This window comes from Streptomyces sp. GMY02 (genome assembly GCF_019056675.1).
In the GTDB taxonomy this organism is placed as follows: Bacteria; Actinomycetota; Actinomycetes; order Streptomycetales; family Streptomycetaceae; genus Streptomyces; species Streptomyces odonnellii.
Map to the genome: position 1 here is coordinate 2231355 of NZ_CP077658.1, position 16213 is coordinate 2247567.

At 71.6% G+C, this 16213-nt stretch carries 14 protein-coding genes; 8 read left to right on the forward strand and 6 right to left on the reverse strand.

What is annotated here, in order from left to right:
• Positions 1-270: 270 nt before the first annotated feature.
• The 4 genes from yhfZ (at position 271) to KQY30_RS09250 (ending at position 3593) form a co-directional block, all read left to right on the forward strand.
• Positions 271-1209, forward strand: a complete 939-nt coding sequence (gene yhfZ / locus KQY30_RS09235; protein ID WP_217306417.1) for a GntR family transcriptional regulator YhfZ — start codon at positions 271-273, stop codon at positions 1207-1209.
• 118 nt (positions 1210-1327) lie between these two features.
• Positions 1328-1705 (forward strand): PRD domain-containing protein, encoded by a 378-nt coding sequence (locus KQY30_RS09240; protein WP_217306418.1) that lies wholly within the window; start codon positions 1328-1330, stop codon positions 1703-1705.
• A gap of 83 nt (positions 1706-1788) precedes the next feature.
• Positions 1789-2145 carry a DUF2620 domain-containing protein gene (locus KQY30_RS09245; protein ID WP_217306419.1) on the forward strand — a complete coding sequence of 119 codons (357 nt, stop codon included), beginning with the start codon at positions 1789-1791 and terminating at the stop codon, positions 2143-2145.
• Between the two features lie 20 nt (positions 2146-2165).
• Positions 2166-3593, forward strand: a complete 1428-nt coding sequence (locus KQY30_RS09250; protein WP_217306420.1) for a YhfT family protein — start codon at positions 2166-2168, stop codon at positions 3591-3593.
• 41 nt (positions 3594-3634) lie between these two features.
• Here KQY30_RS09250 and KQY30_RS36285 read toward each other — a convergent pair whose 3' ends face one another.
• Positions 3635-3853, reverse strand: coding sequence for a hypothetical protein (locus KQY30_RS36285; RefSeq protein WP_254407035.1), 219 nt, complete (start codon positions 3851-3853; stop codon positions 3635-3637).
• On the opposite strand from KQY30_RS36285, the gene KQY30_RS09255 reads away from it, so the two are divergent.
• From KQY30_RS09255 to KQY30_RS09270, 4 genes are read left to right on the forward strand one after another with little or no spacing between them, the layout of a single operon-like run.
• Entirely contained in the window at positions 3749-4660 is a 912-nt protein-coding gene (locus KQY30_RS09255; RefSeq protein WP_254407556.1) for a phosphotriesterase, read from the forward strand. The genes KQY30_RS36285 and KQY30_RS09255 overlap by 105 nt on opposite strands.
• A 1-nt stretch (position 4661) precedes the next feature.
• Positions 4662-5858, forward strand: a complete 1197-nt coding sequence (locus KQY30_RS09260; protein WP_217306421.1) for an aminotransferase class V-fold PLP-dependent enzyme — start codon at positions 4662-4664, stop codon at positions 5856-5858.
• Between the two features lie 2 nt (positions 5859-5860).
• A complete protein-coding gene (locus KQY30_RS09265) occupies positions 5861-7024 on the forward strand; it encodes an alanine racemase (RefSeq protein WP_217306422.1) in 1164 nt (387 codons plus the stop codon).
• A 12-nt stretch (positions 7025-7036) separates the two neighbouring features.
• Positions 7037-8311 (forward strand): phosphopentomutase, encoded by a 1275-nt coding sequence (locus KQY30_RS09270; RefSeq protein WP_217306423.1) that lies wholly within the window; start codon positions 7037-7039, stop codon positions 8309-8311.
• A 63-nt stretch (positions 8312-8374) separates the two neighbouring features.
• On the opposite strand, the gene ffh is transcribed toward KQY30_RS09270, so the two are convergent.
• The 5 genes from ffh to KQY30_RS09295 form a co-directional block, all read right to left on the reverse strand.
• The gene (ffh, locus tag KQY30_RS09275; RefSeq protein ID WP_217306424.1) at positions 8375-9931 is read right to left on the reverse strand and encodes a signal recognition particle protein; all 1557 of its coding nucleotides are present in this window, start codon (positions 9929-9931) and stop codon (positions 8375-8377) included.
• A 220-nt stretch (positions 9932-10151) separates the two neighbouring features.
• The gene (locus tag KQY30_RS09280; RefSeq protein ID WP_217306425.1) at positions 10152-12599 is read right to left on the reverse strand and encodes a [protein-PII] uridylyltransferase; all 2448 of its coding nucleotides are present in this window, start codon (positions 12597-12599) and stop codon (positions 10152-10154) included.
• Positions 12600-12647: 48 nt separating this feature from the next.
• Entirely contained in the window at positions 12648-12986 is a 339-nt protein-coding gene (locus KQY30_RS09285; RefSeq protein ID WP_046499635.1) for a P-II family nitrogen regulator, read from the reverse strand.
• Positions 12983-14272: an ammonium transporter gene (locus KQY30_RS09290; protein ID WP_217306426.1), complete on the reverse strand. Its 1290-nt coding sequence runs from the start codon at positions 14270-14272 to the stop codon at positions 12983-12985. The genes KQY30_RS09285 and KQY30_RS09290 overlap by 4 nt, the downstream gene beginning before the upstream one ends.
• 310 nt (positions 14273-14582) lie before the next feature.
• Positions 14583-16061, reverse strand: a complete 1479-nt coding sequence (locus KQY30_RS09295; RefSeq protein ID WP_217306427.1) for a hypothetical protein — start codon at positions 16059-16061, stop codon at positions 14583-14585.
• Between the last annotated feature and the right edge of the window lie 152 nt (positions 16062-16213).

A 16213-nucleotide genomic window follows, 5' to 3' on the forward strand; every position in this document is an offset into this window, starting at 1 on the left:
TCGCTGTCTTCGCCGTCCCCGCCGTTCGCCGGGCGGCGTACGCGGGCGGGCGGGGGCACGGGGCCGGGGCGGCGCCCTGCGGTAACGGGGCTCGGGCCACGACGGCGACAGTACCGGGAGCGCTTTCTTTTTCCGAAACCGCCCCGCCCCGGCGCCCGGACCACCACTCGTTTTCAGCCCCGGGCGCCGCTTCCAGCGGATCACGCCGGGGCCGAGGGATCATGCCGGGGACCCTTGCCAGTATCCAGAATCCTGTTTACTGTCTCGTCCGTGACCGGCCTGGATGAGCGTTTTCTGACCCGTAATGGCCTGGCGGCACGGCAGCTCGCCGTGCTGCTGCTGAACCACGAACCGGACACCCGGCTGCCCCGGGTCCGTGACTTCGCGGCGGAGCTGGGGGTCGGGAACGGGACGGTGCAGGCCGCGCTCCAGCTTCTGGAGAGCGCCGAGGCCATCGAGACGACCGCCCGGGGCCATCTCGGCACCTTCCTCGTCCGCTCCGACCGCTCGACCCTGTGGCGGCTCTCCGGGCTCGGCACACTGCTGGCCGCGATGCCGCTGCCGTACTCCCGTCGGTACGAGGGACTCGCCACGGGGCTGCGCGCCGCCTTCGAGGAGGCCGGGGCGCCCTTCGCGATCACGTTCATGCGGGGCGCGGGTGCCCGTACCACCGCTCTGCTCGACGGCAAGGTCGATCTGGTGGTGCTCTCGCGCTTCGCCGCCGACCGGCTGATCGAGGAGCATCCGGTCCAACTGGTGGCGGATCTCGGACCCGCCACCTACGTGGGGGCACACGGGCTGCTGCTGCGGCACGGTTCCCCACTGGACACCCCGGGGCTGCGGGTCGCCGTCGACCACGCCTCGGAGGACCAGCGCATGCTCGCCGAGCGCGCGTTCGCCGGGCGCGACGACATCACCTGGGTGGAGGCCTCGTACATGCAGCTCCGCGAACTGTTCGAGCACGATCTGGCCGACGCGACCGTCTGGAACCTGGACGAGGCGCAGGGCCGGCTCGGTCCTGGGGTGGATGTGCTGCCGCTGGGGGACGAGGTCACCCGCGATCTGGCACTGCGCAACTCGCGTGCGGCGATCATCGGCAGAACCGAGGGCGCCAAGGCGCTGGAGGCCGTACGGGACGCTCTCGACCTGTCCGTCGTCACCACGCTCCAGACCGAGGTACTGAACGGTGTGCGCGCGCCCTCGTACTGAGCCCGCCGAGCCCGCTGGGGGAGGTTTCCGGCGGCTCAGAATACAGAATCCTGGTTACTGTCCGATCATCCGGCGATCCGAAGAAGAGCCGAGGAACCGAGGAAGAGGGGGAGGCACCATGGACGACCAACTCGCCCTGCGTATCAGGCTGTTCCACGAGAGCGGCCAGGTCAGACCCGAGGTCGCCGCGTTCGTCACGGACGAGCTGGACGCCCTGGCCACCGAGGGCCATACGGTCACCGAGGACACCGCGGCCCTGCTGACCAGTCATCTGATGATGGCGCTCAATCGTCTGCTGGACGGAGCGCCGCTCGAACAGTTCCCGACCGACGAGCAGGTCGCGGCCGAACTCGCCGGGCATCCCGAGGCCGTCGCACGGGCCCGCGCCGTCTCCGTACGTGCACGGCGCGAGCTGGGCGCCACGCTCCCCGATTCCGAGATCAACTTCCTCGGTCTGCATCTCGCCGTACTCCTCGACCGCCACCCGACCGTCTGAAGCACCGCGAAGGAAGCACCAAGCACCGGAAGCCCCCAAGAAGCGCGGGGAAAGCCCCACGGAAGCTCAGGAAGAAGGACCCCATGCCAAAGATCCTCACCGGCGGCATCGGCAAGACCGAGGTCGCGGACACCGTCGGTTCGCTCCGGCTCGACGGTCTGGAGATCACGGTCTCCAACGACATGGACGCCGCGATGAAGCTCCGCTCCGGCGGTGCCGACTACTACCTGGGCACCTGCCACACCGGCGCCGGCGCCTCTCTCGGCATCCTCGTCGGCCTGCTGGGGCAGCCCCTCTGCCACACCTTCGGCCGGTCCGTGCCCACCGAGGACGAGATCGCCGGGCTGCTGGCGGACGGCAAAAAGGTCTTCGGCTTCGCCATCGACCAGATCGATGTGATCGCCCCGGTCATGGCCCGCGCGATCGCTGCGCGCGGCTGACGGCGGAGGAGACACCACTCGTGAGCACCGCTCTCGCAACGAGCACCGGTCTGGACTTCTCGCTGACCCAGAAACTGTTCGTCATCGTCCTGTGCGCGCTGACCGCCCTCGTGTCGCACATGGCCCTGGCCGTGTTCAACGACGGCGTACGCCCGTTCATGCTCGACTTCATCCAGGGCCGGTCGCAGCGCTCCGCCACCACGGCGGTGTCCTTCGGGCTCTCGGCGGGCTTCATCTTCGGCCTCGGCGCGCCGATGGCCCTGTCCAGCGGCGTCCTCAACCCCTGGCTGCTCTTCCTGCCCACCGACATACTCGGCATCCTCGCGCCCCGGAAGTGGCTCGCGCCGCTGCTCGGCGGGGTCTGGGGCGCGCTGGTCGTCTTCGGTCTGAGCGGCGCGAACGAGGTGGCGCACGATCTGCCGGTCGACTTCCTGACCGCGATGCAGCAGATGTCGACACCGATTCTCTTCCTCTTCACGCTCTTTCCGGTGCTCGCGATCACCCGGCAGTTCGGACGGCTGCGGGGCGGTCTGGCGGCCGTGCTGGAGCTGGCGCTCGTGATCATGACCATGAAGCTCTGGCCCACGGTCTTCGCCGGTTCGCTGGCCATGGCCGCGGGTGTGCTGCTGCTCATCGGCTTCGCCGTACGGAAGGACCTCGTGCGGCGCACGGCGGACGAGGCCGCCGCACCGCCCGCCGGTGAACAGGAGACCGGGGAGCAGAAGCCCCGGGAGCACAGGACCGGCGAGCACAAAGCCGGGGAGCGGGCCTCCGCTACGGGAGCGCCTCCCGGCAACGACGCCCCCGATCCCATGGCCTCGCTCTTCAGCTCCAGCGCCCAGCGGCTGCGCCGCCACCTCCCGCTGTTCATGGTGCTGGGCGCGGGCGTCTGTGTCCTGGCGCAGATGCACATATTCGGCGGCGGCGAGGCCACCAGCTTTCTGATCGCCAAGGGGCAGTACAGCGAGGCGGCCCAGGTCGACTTCTACCGGGTGTTCGGTTTCGTCCCGCTGATCGCGACGACCGCGCTCGCCTCGGGCGCGTACGGCATCGCCGGCTTCACCCTCGTCTACCCCATCGGCTATCTGCTGCCGAACCCGTTCCTCGCGGCCGTCATCGGGGCGGTGGTCTTCGCCCTCGAAGTGCTGGCGCTGTCCTCCATCGGGCGGGTCCTCGGCAGGCTGCCGAGCGTGCGCGACTCCTCCGAGCATCTGCGCACGGCGATCACGGAGACGCTGGGGCTCGCGATCCTCTTCGGCTCCCTGCTCGCGGCCAATGTGATGGGCGGCGGACTCGCGATCCTCGTCGTCGGCGGGCTCTATCTCCTCAATGAGGCGATGGGCAGGCCGGTGGTGCGGATGGCGGCGGCGCCGGCGGCGGTCCTGGCCGGGGGCGTCCTCCTCAACCTCCTCCACTGGCTGGATCTGTTCACCCCTCTCAAGGGCTGACACCCCTCGAAGGCCGGCACCCCTCAGGACGGCACCACGCCTCAAGGGCCGACACCACGGACCGGCAAGGAAGGCACCCGCACCATGCAGCACCACCCCGGGGCACACGCCCCGGCCCCCGCACCGGCCCCCGTCTGCGCACCGTCGCCGGGCCGCTGCCCGTCACCGCCGTACGCGGCCCGGCGCTCGCCCATGAGCATCTCGTCCTCGATCTCGACCGCGCGGGCGACGGCGCCGCCGTACTCGACCCCGTGCGCCACCGGTCCGCCGTCACCGCCGAACTGGCAGCCCTGCGCGTCGAGTTCGGGCTCGCCCTGGTCGTCGAGCTGACCTGCCGGGGCATGGGCCGCGATCCGCGCGCGCTGGCCCGGATCGCCCAGGAGTCGGGGGTCGCGGTCGTCGCGGCCACCGGCTGGTACTACGAACCGTTCCACCCCGAAGAGATCAGCGGCACCGGCGTCGAGCAGCTCGCGGACATCCTGATCGACGAGATCGACAACGGCTTCGGCGACTCCGGTGTCCGGCCGGGCGTTCTCGGCGAGATCGGCAGCCATGGCGACCGGCCCGGCGAAGCCGAGACCCATACGCTTCTCGCCGCCGCCCACGCCGCCCTCACCACCGGCCTGTCCGTCGCCACCCATGCCCAGCTCGGCCGCGGCGCGCTCGCCCAGTTGGAGCTGCTCACGGGTACGGGCCTGCCCCCGCACCGGATCTCCCTCGGCCACCAGGACCTCCTCGACGCCCCCGCCGTCCACCGCGAACTCGCCGCGAGCGGTGCGTATGTCGCCTTCGACACCGTCGGCAAGGAGAGCTACCAGAGCGACGACACCCGGCTGCGGCTGCTGCTGTCCCTGCTGGACGCCGGGTACGCGGACCGGATCCTGCTCAGCGGCGACATCTCGCGCCATGCCTATCTGGAGTCGGAGGGCGGCCAGGGATACGGGCACTTGTTCCGGTCCTTCCTGCCCAAGGCGCGCGCCGCAGGTGTGGACGACGCCTTGACCGATCTGATGACGCGCCGCAATCCGCTGCGCTTCCTCACCGGCGCGGACCCGGAGGAGATCTGAGATGACCGTCCGGCTTCCCCCCGCCTTCCCGTCGGGCCCTCCCCCAGGCCTTCCTGCGACGTTTCCGCTGCCGACGGTCCCGTTGGAGGACGCGGTACGGACGCAGTTCCGGCTGCTGGAGTGCGTCGCCGCGCACTTCGAGGGCACCCAGCTCTTCGAGGCCGACGCCGGAGTCGTACCGGGCCTCGGCCGGCCCCGTACCACCGCGCGTGTCGAGGCCGTGCTCGCCGACCACTTCGGAGCCGAGGACGCCGCGCTGGTCCAGGGCGCGGGCACGGGCGCGATCAGGGCCGCACTCCAGGCGGCGCTCTCCCCCGGCGATCCCCTGCTGATCCACCGCGCGCCCGTCTACAAGTCGACCGCCACCACCCTGCGCGGACTGGCCGCACGCACCACGGAGGCCGACTTCAACGACCGTACGGCGCTGCGCGAGGCCCTGGAATCCGGCGCGTTCGGCTGGGCGTACGTCCAGCACAGCAGACAGCGGCTCGGCGACTCGTACGATCCGGGCGAGGTGCTCGCGGCCTGCCGCGCCGCCGGGGTCCGTACCGTCGTCGACGACAACTACGCGGTGATGCGCGTGCCCGCTTCCGGGGTGGAGCTGGGCGCGGACGCCTCCTGTTTCTCCCTCTTCAAGCTGCACGGCCCCGAAGGGGTCGGCGCGGTCGTCGGCGCCCGCGATCTCATCTCGCGCGTCCGGGCCGACAACTACTCGGGCGGCGGGCAGGTCCAGGGCCATCAGGCGCTCGACGCGCTGCGCGCCCTCACCCATGTCCCGGTCATGTGGGCGCTCCAGTCACGGGTGGGCGACGAGATCGCACGGCGACTGGCCGCCGGTGAGGTGACGGGGGTCGCGGAGGTACGGATCGCCAACACCCAGGACCGCTGTCTGCTGGTACGGCTCGACCGGCCCGTGGCGCGTGAACTGCCCGCCGTCGCCGCCCGGCACGGCGCGGCGCCCTACCCGGTGGGCGCCAACTCGCGCTATGAGATCGCCCCGCTCGTCTACCGGATGTCGGCGTCGACGCTGGAGGACGCGCCCGGGCTCGCGGACTGGACGGTACGGATCAACCCGATGCGGGCGGGCGCCGATCTGGTGATCGGGATCCTGCGCCGTTCGCTGCGCGAGCTGTCACGGCACACGACGTCACACGACAGGCCCGGCGGGCCCGACACGCCCCACGAGCCGGAGAGCTGACCGTGTTCCTCGACACCCTCCTCGCCCGCAACCCCGGACTCCTCGACACCGCCACCGCGCTGCACCGGTCCGGAGCCGTTCCGCCCGACACCTACGTCATGGACGCCGACGCCGTCGAGGCCAACGCCGCGCTGCTGGCCGCCGAGGCCGAACGGCTCGGCCTCTCCCTCTGGTTCGTCGTCAAACAGCTCGGCCGCAACCCGGCCCTGATCCGGGCGATCGCCCGCCACATCCCGTACTCCGCCGCGATCGACGCCGCCGAGGCGCGGATCCTGCGGGCCTCCGGAGCACGCCCCGGCAATCTGGGGCATCTCGTACAGATTCCGCGCCGCACCCTGCCCGAACTGCTGGCCTGGCGGCCCGAAGCCGTGACCGTCTTCGATCTCGCCAACGCGCGGGCCGTCTCGGACACGGCCCGTGAACTCGGCTTCGTCCAGGACGTGTTCGTACGGCTCGAAGGGGCGGCCGGTACGGTCCACCCGGGCCAGGAGGGCGGCGTACCGCTCGACGCGCTGGACGGTTTCGCGTACGCCGCCGAGCGGCTGCCCGGCATCAGGATCGCGGGCGTCACCGCCTTCCCCTGTGTGCTCTGCGATCCGGAGACCGGCCGCCCCGCCCCGACCGCCACCTTCGAACTCGCCCTCAAGGCACGGGAGTCGCTCGCCGCGCGCGGCCATGAGGGGCTGAAGCTCAGCGCCCCCAGCGCCACCGCCGTGGCGACCCTGCCTCTGCTGGCCTCGCTGGGCGCGACCCATGGCGAGCCGGGCCACTCCCTGACCGGTACGACCCCGCTGCACGCGGCCGATCCGGAGCAGCCCGAGCGGACCGCGTACGTGTACGTCACCGAGGTCGCCCACACCCTCGCCGACGGCCGGCCCGCCCTCCACGGCGGCGGTTTCTACCCGCGCGGCGGTGTCCGGGACGCCCTGCTGCCACGGACCGGACTGCGCCTGCGCGTCCAGGACGCCCCCGCCGAGAACATCGACTACTACCGGCTGCTCGAACCGCCTCCCGCCCCCGGCACGGTCCTGGCCGGGGACACCGCCCTGCTCGCCTTCCGTACCCAGATCTTCGTCACCCGCTCGACCGTCGCCGTCGTCACCGGACTCTCCGCCGGGAGGCCCCGGCTCACGGGCCTGTACGACAGCCGGGGCCGGGCACTGTAAGGAGCCTCCGTCATGAGCAAGACCGTCGTCCTCGTCATCGACGGATTCGGGATCGGCGCCATGCCGGACGCCGGGGTCCTGCGGCCAGGGGACCGCGCGGCCGACACCTGCGGGCATGTCCTCGACCACTGCCGGTCGGCGCTCGGCCGCCCGCTGCGGCTGCCCGCGCTCGGGGCGCTGGGGCTCGGTCTCGTCCATCCGCACCCGGATCTGGCCCGGCGCACGGCGCTCCCGGTGGCGGCGGGCCGGGCCGCCCTGGGCTATCCGGGCGCCGACACGTTCGCCGGGCACCAGACCATGATGGGCGCGGACTTCAGCCGGGTGACGGTGGCGCGGCTCGGTGAGCATCTCCGCGAGGTCGCCTCGGCGCTCACGGCGGCGGGCCACCGGGTGGCGCGGCCGGACGGCCGGCCGCTGCTGGTCGTCGACGGCTCCGTACTGGTCCATGACAATCTGGAGGCCGATCCCGGCATCAACTGGAACGTCTCGGGCCGGCTCGACGACCTGCCCTTCGCCCGGATCCTCGGCATCGCCCGTACGGTACGGGCGGTCGCGCCGGTCGCCCGGGTGATCGCCGTCGGCGGCCACGCGGACGGGCCGCTGGGCACCTACGTACGGGACGGGGACGGCGGTACGGTCGGCCTCGACACCCCGGCCAGCGGCTTCTACCGCAACGGCGGCCTGGAGGTGCGGCACCTGGGCGCGCCCCTGGACCACACCCGGCAGCTACCGGACCTCGCGGCCCGCGCGGGCATTCCGGTGACGCTCGTCGGCAAGGCGGCGGACATCCTGGTCTGCGAGGCGGCGGTACGGCGGCCCGCCGTCGCGACGGCGGAGGTGCTGGCGCACACGCTGGAGGCGGTGCGCGCCCCGGGCGACGGGCTCATCGTCGCCAATGTGCAGGAGACGGATCTGGCGGGCCATCAGCAGGACGCCGAGCGGTACGGCCGGATCCTGGAGCTGGCCGACGCGGGACTGGCCGCGCTGACCGGGCTGCTCGACGGTACGGGCGACCGGCTGATCGTGACGGGCGACCACGGAAACGACCCGACGATCGGCCACGCCCACCACACCCGCGAGTACGTCCCCGTACTCACGCACCGGCCGGGCGCGGCAGGGGTGGACCTGCTGCCCGACGCGCCGAGCCTGGCGGATGTCGGCGCGACGGCGGCCCGGTCGCTGGGCCTGGACGCGGCGGCGCTGGCGAACGGGACCGTGAGGACCGGCCCCGGCGACCTCGTACCGTACGGCCCGGCACCGCACGCCACACACACCACGGCCCGCTGAGCCCCGCCCGACCGAAGCCCCGCGGACCCGACCCGCGAACCCGACGGCCGACCGCAGGTCCGGTCAGCTCATGAACTTCTTGAACTCGTCCGGCAGTTCGAAGTCCTTGCCCTGGTCCCCGGCCGGCAGTCCGAACGCCCCGCCCGCCTGCGCCGCCTCCTCGCGCCGCGCCGCCGCTGCCTGCTCCTCGGCCTTCCGCTTCATCGGGTTCCCGGACCGCTGCTTGCCCTTGGCCGGCTTCTGCTTCTTCTTCGCGCGGCCGGGACCGCCGCCCATCCCGGGCACCCCGGGCATCCCCGGCATCCCGCCGCCCTGAGCCATCCGCGACATCATCTTGCGGGCCTCGAAGAACCGCTCCACCAGATTCTTGACCGCGCTGACCTCGACCCCCGAACCGCGCGCGATACGGGCCCGTCGCGAGCCGTTGATGATGACCGGGTCGCTGCGCTCGCCGGGGGTCATGGACTTGATGATCGCGGCGGTACGGTCCACGTCCCGCTCGTCGATGTTGTTGATCTGGTCCTTGATCTGCCCCATGCCGGGCAGCATCCCGAGCAGCTTGCTGATGCTGCCCATCTTCCTGACCTGCTCCATCTGCGCCAGGAAGTCGTCGAGCGTGAAGTCCTTGCCGCCCTTGCTGCTCGCCAGCTTGGAGGCCATCTTCTCGGCCTCGGCCTGGCTGAAGGTCTTCTCCGCCTGCTCGATCAGGGTGAGCAGGTCACCCATGTCGAGGATGCGGGACGCCATACGGTCCGGGTGGAAGGCGTCAAAGTCCTCCAGCTTCTCGCCGTTGGACGCGAACATGATCTGCTTGCCGGTGACATGCGCGATCGACAGGGCCGCGCCGCCGCGGGCGTCACCGTCCAGCTTGGAGAGGACGACACCGTCGAAGCCGACACCGTCGCGGAACGCCTCCGCGGTGTTGACCGCGTCCTGGCCGATCATCGCGTCGACGACGAAGAGCACCTCGTCGGGGCTGACGGCGTCGCGGATGTCCGCGGCCTGCTTCATCAGCTCCTGGTCGATACCGAGGCGGCCCGCGGTGTCGACGATCACCACATCGTGCAGCTTGGTCTTCGCGTACTCGATCGAGTCCCTGGCGACCGTGACCGGGTCGCCGACACCGTTGCCCGGCTCCGGCGCGTACACGGCGACACCCGCGCGGTCGGCGACGACGGAGAGCTGGTTGACGGCGTTGGGGCGCTGGAGGTCGGCGGCGACGAGCAGCGGCGTATGGCCCTGGCCCTTGAGCCAGAGGCCCAGCTTTCCGGCGAGGGTGGTCTTGCCCGCGCCCTGGAGGCCGGCGAGCATGATCACGGTGGGCGGCTGCTTGGCGAAGCGCAGGACCCGGGTCTCACCGCCGAGGATGCCGATCAGTTCCTCGTTGACGATCTTGAGGATCTGCTGGCTGGGATTGAGCGCCCGGGAGACCTCCTGGCCGCGGGCCCGCTCCTTGAGGTTCGCGGTGAACGCGCGGACGACCGGCAGCGCGACATCCGCTTCGAGGAGGGCGATACGGATCTCGCGCGCGGTGGCGTCGATGTCCGCCTCGGACAGTCGCCCCTTGCCGCGGAGGTTCTTGAACGTCGCTGAGAGGCGGTCGGAGAGAGTGTCGAACACGGTGGTCGCGGATCCTCAGGTCGGGAGCGGGTGAGGGGGCCGTCCCCCGCGCGGTGAACGAACAGCGCGATGAAGGACAGACCGTCCCCCAGGGTATCCGGCCGGGTGCGGTGGGGTCTGCCCCGCGGGAGGCACGGCCGTACGGGTGGCTCCGCTCCACCGTACGGCCGGTGCCCCCGTGCGTGGCCCCGCCCATGTCCCCGCGCGGTCACCCCGGGCGTCAGCGCAGGGCGGTCTCCAGTGCCTGTGCCAGGGCCGTCGCGTCCGGCTCGGGAAGCGGGGAGCCGTCGGCGCGGGTGACATAGACGGTGTCCACCGCGTTCGCGCCGAGCGTCGAGACATGCGCGCTGCGCACCCGTACCGCCGCTTCCTCCAGCGCGCGGCCGATCCGGTGCAGCAGCCCCGGCGCGTCCTGGGCGCGGACCTCGATGACGGTGGCGAGCTGCGAGGCGGTCGGCGCGACCGTCACCCGGGGCGGCGGCGCCTGCACACCCCGGCGGCGCGGGTAGGCGGCCTCGCGCTCGGCGAGCCTGGCGGGGATGTCGAGCGAGCCGTCCAGGGCGCGTACGAGATCGGCGCGGAGCCGGGTGGCCTGCGGGAGCGAGCCGTACTCGGCGGCGACCCGCCAGCTCAGCAGCAGCACATCGGTGGTGCCGCCCAGCTCCGTGGGCAGTTCGACGGCGCGCAGATCGGCCGCTCGTACGGTGAGCCGGTGCAGTGCGAGCACTCCGGCGGCCGCGGGCAGGACGCCCGGCCGGTCGGGCGTGGCGATGAGCAGTTCGACACCGACCGGTTCCGGCGCGCCGTCCTCCAGCGGGGTCTCGGGCTGGGCGTGCAGCGCGAGGACCGGACCGCCCGTACGCAGCGCCTCCACGGCGAGCCGCTCCTGTTCGGCGCTGGGCGCGGCGGGCTCGGGCTCGGCGGGGGCGTCGCCCGCGAGGACGGCGGCCACCCGCGCGGCGAGATCGCCGACCAGCGAGGCACGCCAGGACGACCAGGCGGCGGGCCCGGTGGCGAGCGCGTCGGCCTCGGTGAGGGCGTGCAGCAGTTCCAGGGTGGTGACCGAACCGATGCGGGCGGCGACTGAGGCGACGGTCGCGGGGTCGTCCAGATCGCGTCGGGTCGCGGTGTCGATGAGCAGGAGGTGGTGGCGTACGACCGTGGCGATGACGCCCATGTCCTCGTGGTCGAAGCCGATCCGGGCGGCCACGTCGCGGGCGATGACCTCGCCGGCCACGGAGTGGTCGCCGGGCCAGCCCTTGCCGATGTCGTGCAGCAGGGCGCAGACGAGCAGCAGGTCGGGGCGGCTCACCCGGCGGGTGAGCGAGGAGGCCTGGACGGCGGTCTCGACGAGATGGCGGTCGACGGTCCAGGTGTGCACGGCGTTGCGCTGGGGGCGGCAGCGGACGCGCTCCCAGTCGGGCAGGAGCTGGGTGATCAGGCCTTCGGCTTCGAGGGCCTCCCACACCGGGACGGTGGCCTCGCCGGCGCCGAGCAGGGTGACGAGTTCCTCGCGGGCCTCGGCGGGCCACGGCACCGGCAGCGGTTTCGCGGCGGCGGCGAGATGCCGTACGGCGTGCAGGGAGACCGGCAGTCCCGCTTGGGCCGCCGCGGCGGCGGCGCGCAGGGGCAGTACGGGGTCGCGCTCGGGCCGGGCCGTACGGGCGAGTACGGCCTCGCCGTCCATCTCGACGACGCCGTCGGCGAGCGGGGTGCGCTCCGGGGCGGGCCTGCTGCCGAGCATGGCGCGCAGCCGTGGGCGTACGGACCGGGACCGCAGCACCCGGTTGACCTCGCGCCAGGTGACGTCCGATGCGTACGAGACGGTGCGCGCGGCTTCGTACACCTGGCGCAGCAGGACATCGGCGTCGAGCAGGCCGAGTTCCTTGGCGACCGGGTCCTGTTCCTGGAGGGCGAGCCGGTCGGTGGCGCGGCCGGTGGTGAGGTGGAGGGCGTCCCGTACGTCGAGGAGCGCGCGGCGGGCGTCGGCGAGCCCTTCGCGGGGCGCGTCCGCGAGCCAGGACGCGGCGACGGCGCGCAGGGCGGTGGCGTCGCGCAGACCGCCCCTGGCCTCCTTGAGGTCGGGCTCCAGCAGATACTGCAGTTCGCCCTGGCGCTCGGCGCGCTCCCGGCACAGCTCGTCGAGGGCGGGCAGGCGCTTGGGCGCGGTGTTGCGCCAGTCGGCGAGGACCGCGGTCCGCACCCCGGTGACCAGGCCCAGATCACCGGCGACATGCCGGGCGTCGAGGAGTCCGAGCTGCACCTTGAGGTCCTCGGCCGCGGTCTTCCGTACTTCGGCGGGGGTGCGTACGGAGTGGTCGAGGGCGAGCCCGAGGTCCCAGACCGGATACCAGATGCGGTCGGCTAGGGCGGCGATGGCGCCGGGTCCCGCCTTGCCGTCGTGCAGGAGGAGCAGATCGAGGTCGCTGCGCGGCGACAGCTCGCCGCGTCCGTATCCGCCGACCGCGACCAGGGCCGCGCCGCGCACCCCGGCCTCCTGGGCGGCGGTGCTGAACAGCGCGTTCAGCCAGTCGTCGGTGAGCCGGGCCAGGGCGGCCCGGCGCGGCGGCCCCGGCTGGGCCTTCTCCTGGAGAAGGCGCAGCCGGGCCGCCGCGTACCCGCTGGGTCCCGAGTCCGCCCGGCCGGTCGTCTCTTCGAGGCTCGTCACCCAGTCGTTCCCGTCTCTAGTGCCTCTGGTGCCGCGGCCGGCAGGCCGTCAGAGTGCGTCCGGGCCGCGCTCGCCGGTCCGGACCCGGACCGCCGTCTCGACCGGGACGCTCCATACCTTCCCGTCACCGATCTTGCCGGTGCGGGCGGCCTTCACGACCACGTCGATCAGCTCTTCCGCGTCGTCGTCCTCGACCAGTACCTCTATACGGATCTTCGGTACGAGGTCGACGGTGTACTCCGCACCCCGGTAGACCTCGGTGTGGCCGCGCTGCCGGCCGTATCCGCTGGCCTCCGTGACCGTGAGCCCGTGGACGCCGAAGGCCTGGAGGGCCTCCTTGATCTCGTCCAGCCTGTGCGGCTTCACGACTGCGGTGATGAGCTTCATGCGTCCACCTTCTTGTTGGTCGCCGAGGCGATGGTCCCGTCCTGGTTGGCGGCGGGGACGCTACTACGTCCCGAGGGCGATCCACCCACCGCGCTGTAGTCGTACGCGGTCTCGGCGTGGAAGGCCATGTCGACGCCGCTGGTCTCGTCGTCCTCGGAGGCGCGGAAGCCGATGGTGACATCGACGATCTTGGCGAGGATCCAGGAGACCACGAAGGAGTAGGCCATCACCGAGAAGGCCCCGACGGCCTGCTTGCCGAGCTGCGAACCGCCGCCGACACCGTCGATCGCGAGAAGACCGACGAGCAGGGTGCCGATCACACCGCCGACGAGGTGGACACCGACCACGTCGAGGGAGTCGTCGTACCCGAGCTTGAACTTGAGGCTGACGGCCCAGGAGCAGACCGCGCCGGCGACAACACCGATGAGCAGGGCGCCGAAGGGGTTGACGGCGGCACCGGACGGGGTGATGGCGACAAGGCCGGCGACCGCGCCGGAGGCGGCGCCCAGCGTGGTGAACGCGCCGTGGCGGATGCGCTCGTAGATCAGCCAGCCCAGCATCGCGGCGCCGGTGGCGATCTGCGTGTTGAAGGCCATGATGGCGGCGGTGCCGTTGGCGGCGAGCGCGGAACCGGCGTTGAAGCCGAACCAGCCGAACCACAGCAGACCGGCGCCGAGGACGACCAGCGGCAGGTTGTGCGGCCGCATCGGGTCCTTCTTGAAGCCGATCCGCTTGCCGACGACGAGTACGGCGGCGAGCGCGCCCACACCGGCGTTGATATGGACCGCCGTACCACCGGCGAAGTCGATCACGCCGAGCTTGAAGAGCCAGCCGTCCGACTGCCACACCCAGTGGGCGATCGGGAAGTACACCACCGAGACCCAGAGGGTGATGAACAGCGCCCAGGCGCTGAACTTCACACGGTCGGCGAGCGCACCGCTTATCAGTGCCGGAGTGAGCACGGCGAACATGAGCTGGAAGAGGGCGAACGCGAAGACCGGAATGCCTTCCTTGCCCCCGGTCAGGGTGTCGACCGAAATGCCCTGGAAACCGACATGGTCGAAGTTGCCGAGGAGCCCGCCGCCGATGTCGTCACCAAAGGTGAGCGAGTATCCGTAGAGGACCCACAGCACACTGACGATTCCGAGCGAGATCAAGGACATCATGAGCATGTTGAGGGCGCTCTTCACCCGCACCATGCCGCCGTAGAAAAATGCCAGGCCGGGCGTCATCAGCATGACGAGCGCGGCACTGATCAGTACGAATGCGGTATCTGCGCCATTCAAGGCCAGCGTCTCCTCGCGGTCGGAACGGCCCGTGCGGATGCTCAAGTTATGGGCCGACTGTGCTGAGGAGATTGGCGCAACGCGGTTTCGGCCAGTGCCGCTCGATGTTTCACACCCGTGACGAAGGCGTCACCCGTGTTACGAGCCGATGAACCACCGGATCTCCGCAGCGGCCCTGGATACCCTCTGCGGACATCGGAAACCGGCCGCGGCCCGCACCCTGCTGACCTGGCGGCGGGGGAGCCGTGTCGGACTGTACGGGGTGATGGCCGCGGCCGGGGTTCCGGAGGCGGGCGCGGGGCCCGCCGGCTCAAACGGCTTCGGCGGATTCGGGAAGCTGGGCGGTGAGCAGATCGGTGAGTTCGGCGACTCCGGCGACATCGCCGAAGTCCCTGGCGGCGGTGTCCACGGTCTTGCGCAGCCGGGTGTTCACCCGCTCGGAGCGCACCTTGCGCGCCACCTTCAGCGCCTGCTGGGCCAGGGCCGTGGACTGCTCGGGCTCCTTCTTGAGGAGATGGACGGTGGCCATGCCGATCAGGTTCAGCGCGTACGACCGCTGGTGCTCGTCGTCCTTCTCGAACAGGTCGACGGCCCGCCGCATCAGCGGTTCGGCGAGGGAGGCGTAGGTGGGGCTGCGGCCGGCGACATAGGCCAGATCGCGGTACGAGTGGGCGTTCTCCGCGTTGAGTTCGGCCTCGGTGAAGAAGCGGATCCAGTCGGGCTCGGGCTCGCTGTCGAGCCCCGCGTCGGAGAACGCGTCCTCGGCCATTCTCACCGCCCGCTTGCACTTTCCGGGCTGTCCGGTGTTTGCGTACGCGCGTGCCTCCATCGCATACAGCATGGCCTGGGTCCGGGGCGTGGCGCAGTCGCGGCTTCCGTACTGTGCGAGATGGATCAGCTCCAGCGCGTCGTCGGGCCGGCCCAGATGAATCATCTGGCGGCTCATGGACGAGAGGATGTACGAGCCGAGGGGTTTGTCCCCCGCTTCTTTCGCCGCGTGCAGGGCCAGGACGAAGTATTTCTGGGCATTGGGCTGGAGGCCGACGTCGTAGCTCATCCAGCCGGCCAGCTCGGCCAGCTCGGCGGCGCACCGGAAGAGCCGTCGTGCGGTGGCCTCGGGCTGTGTCTCCTGGAGCAGGTCGGTGACCTCGTGGAGTTGGCCGACGACCGCCTTGCGCCGCAGACCGCCGCCGCACTGCGCGTCCCACTGCCGGAACATCGCGGTGGTCGATTCCAGCAGCTCCAGCTCGGGCCCGGAGAGCTTGGACGGCCGGTGCGAGGCCACGGGCTCGATCTCGGGGCCGCCCGGATCGCCCGAGGGGATGGGCACCAGCCAGCGCTGCATGGGCTCGACCAGGGCGGGGCCGGCGGCCAGCGCCAGTGAGGTCCCGAGGAAGCCGCGCCGCGCCAGCATCAGATCGCTCCGCGAGAACTCACTGATCAGGGCCACGGTCTGCGGTCCGGCCCAGGGCAGATCGACGCCCGAGACCGAGGGCGACTGGTGCGCGGTGCGCAGCCCGAGGTCCTCGATACTCACGACCGAGCCGAATCGCTCCGAGAACAGTTCGGAGAGAATGCGCGGGATCGGTTCGCGTGGCTGCTCGCCGTCGAGCCAGCGGCGTACCCGCGAGGTGTCCGTACTGATGTGGTGCGCGCCCATCTGGCGCGCTCTGCGGTTGACTTGACGCGCCAGCTCGCCCTTCGACCAGCCGCTGCGCACGAACCACGAGGCGAGATGCCCATTCGGACGCTTGCCGGTATTCGTACCGCCTGCGCCGCTGCCGCCCACTGGAACGCCCCCATCCGCTGAAGCCCTGTCGCGCGAACCGGTACCAGAATGCCGTGAATCGCGGCCGCCTGTCCCGGGGTTGAGCCCCGTCGAACAGGAAACCGGGATGCCCCCGGCATACCCACGCGTGTGGTTTTCCCCACGGTCCGTGC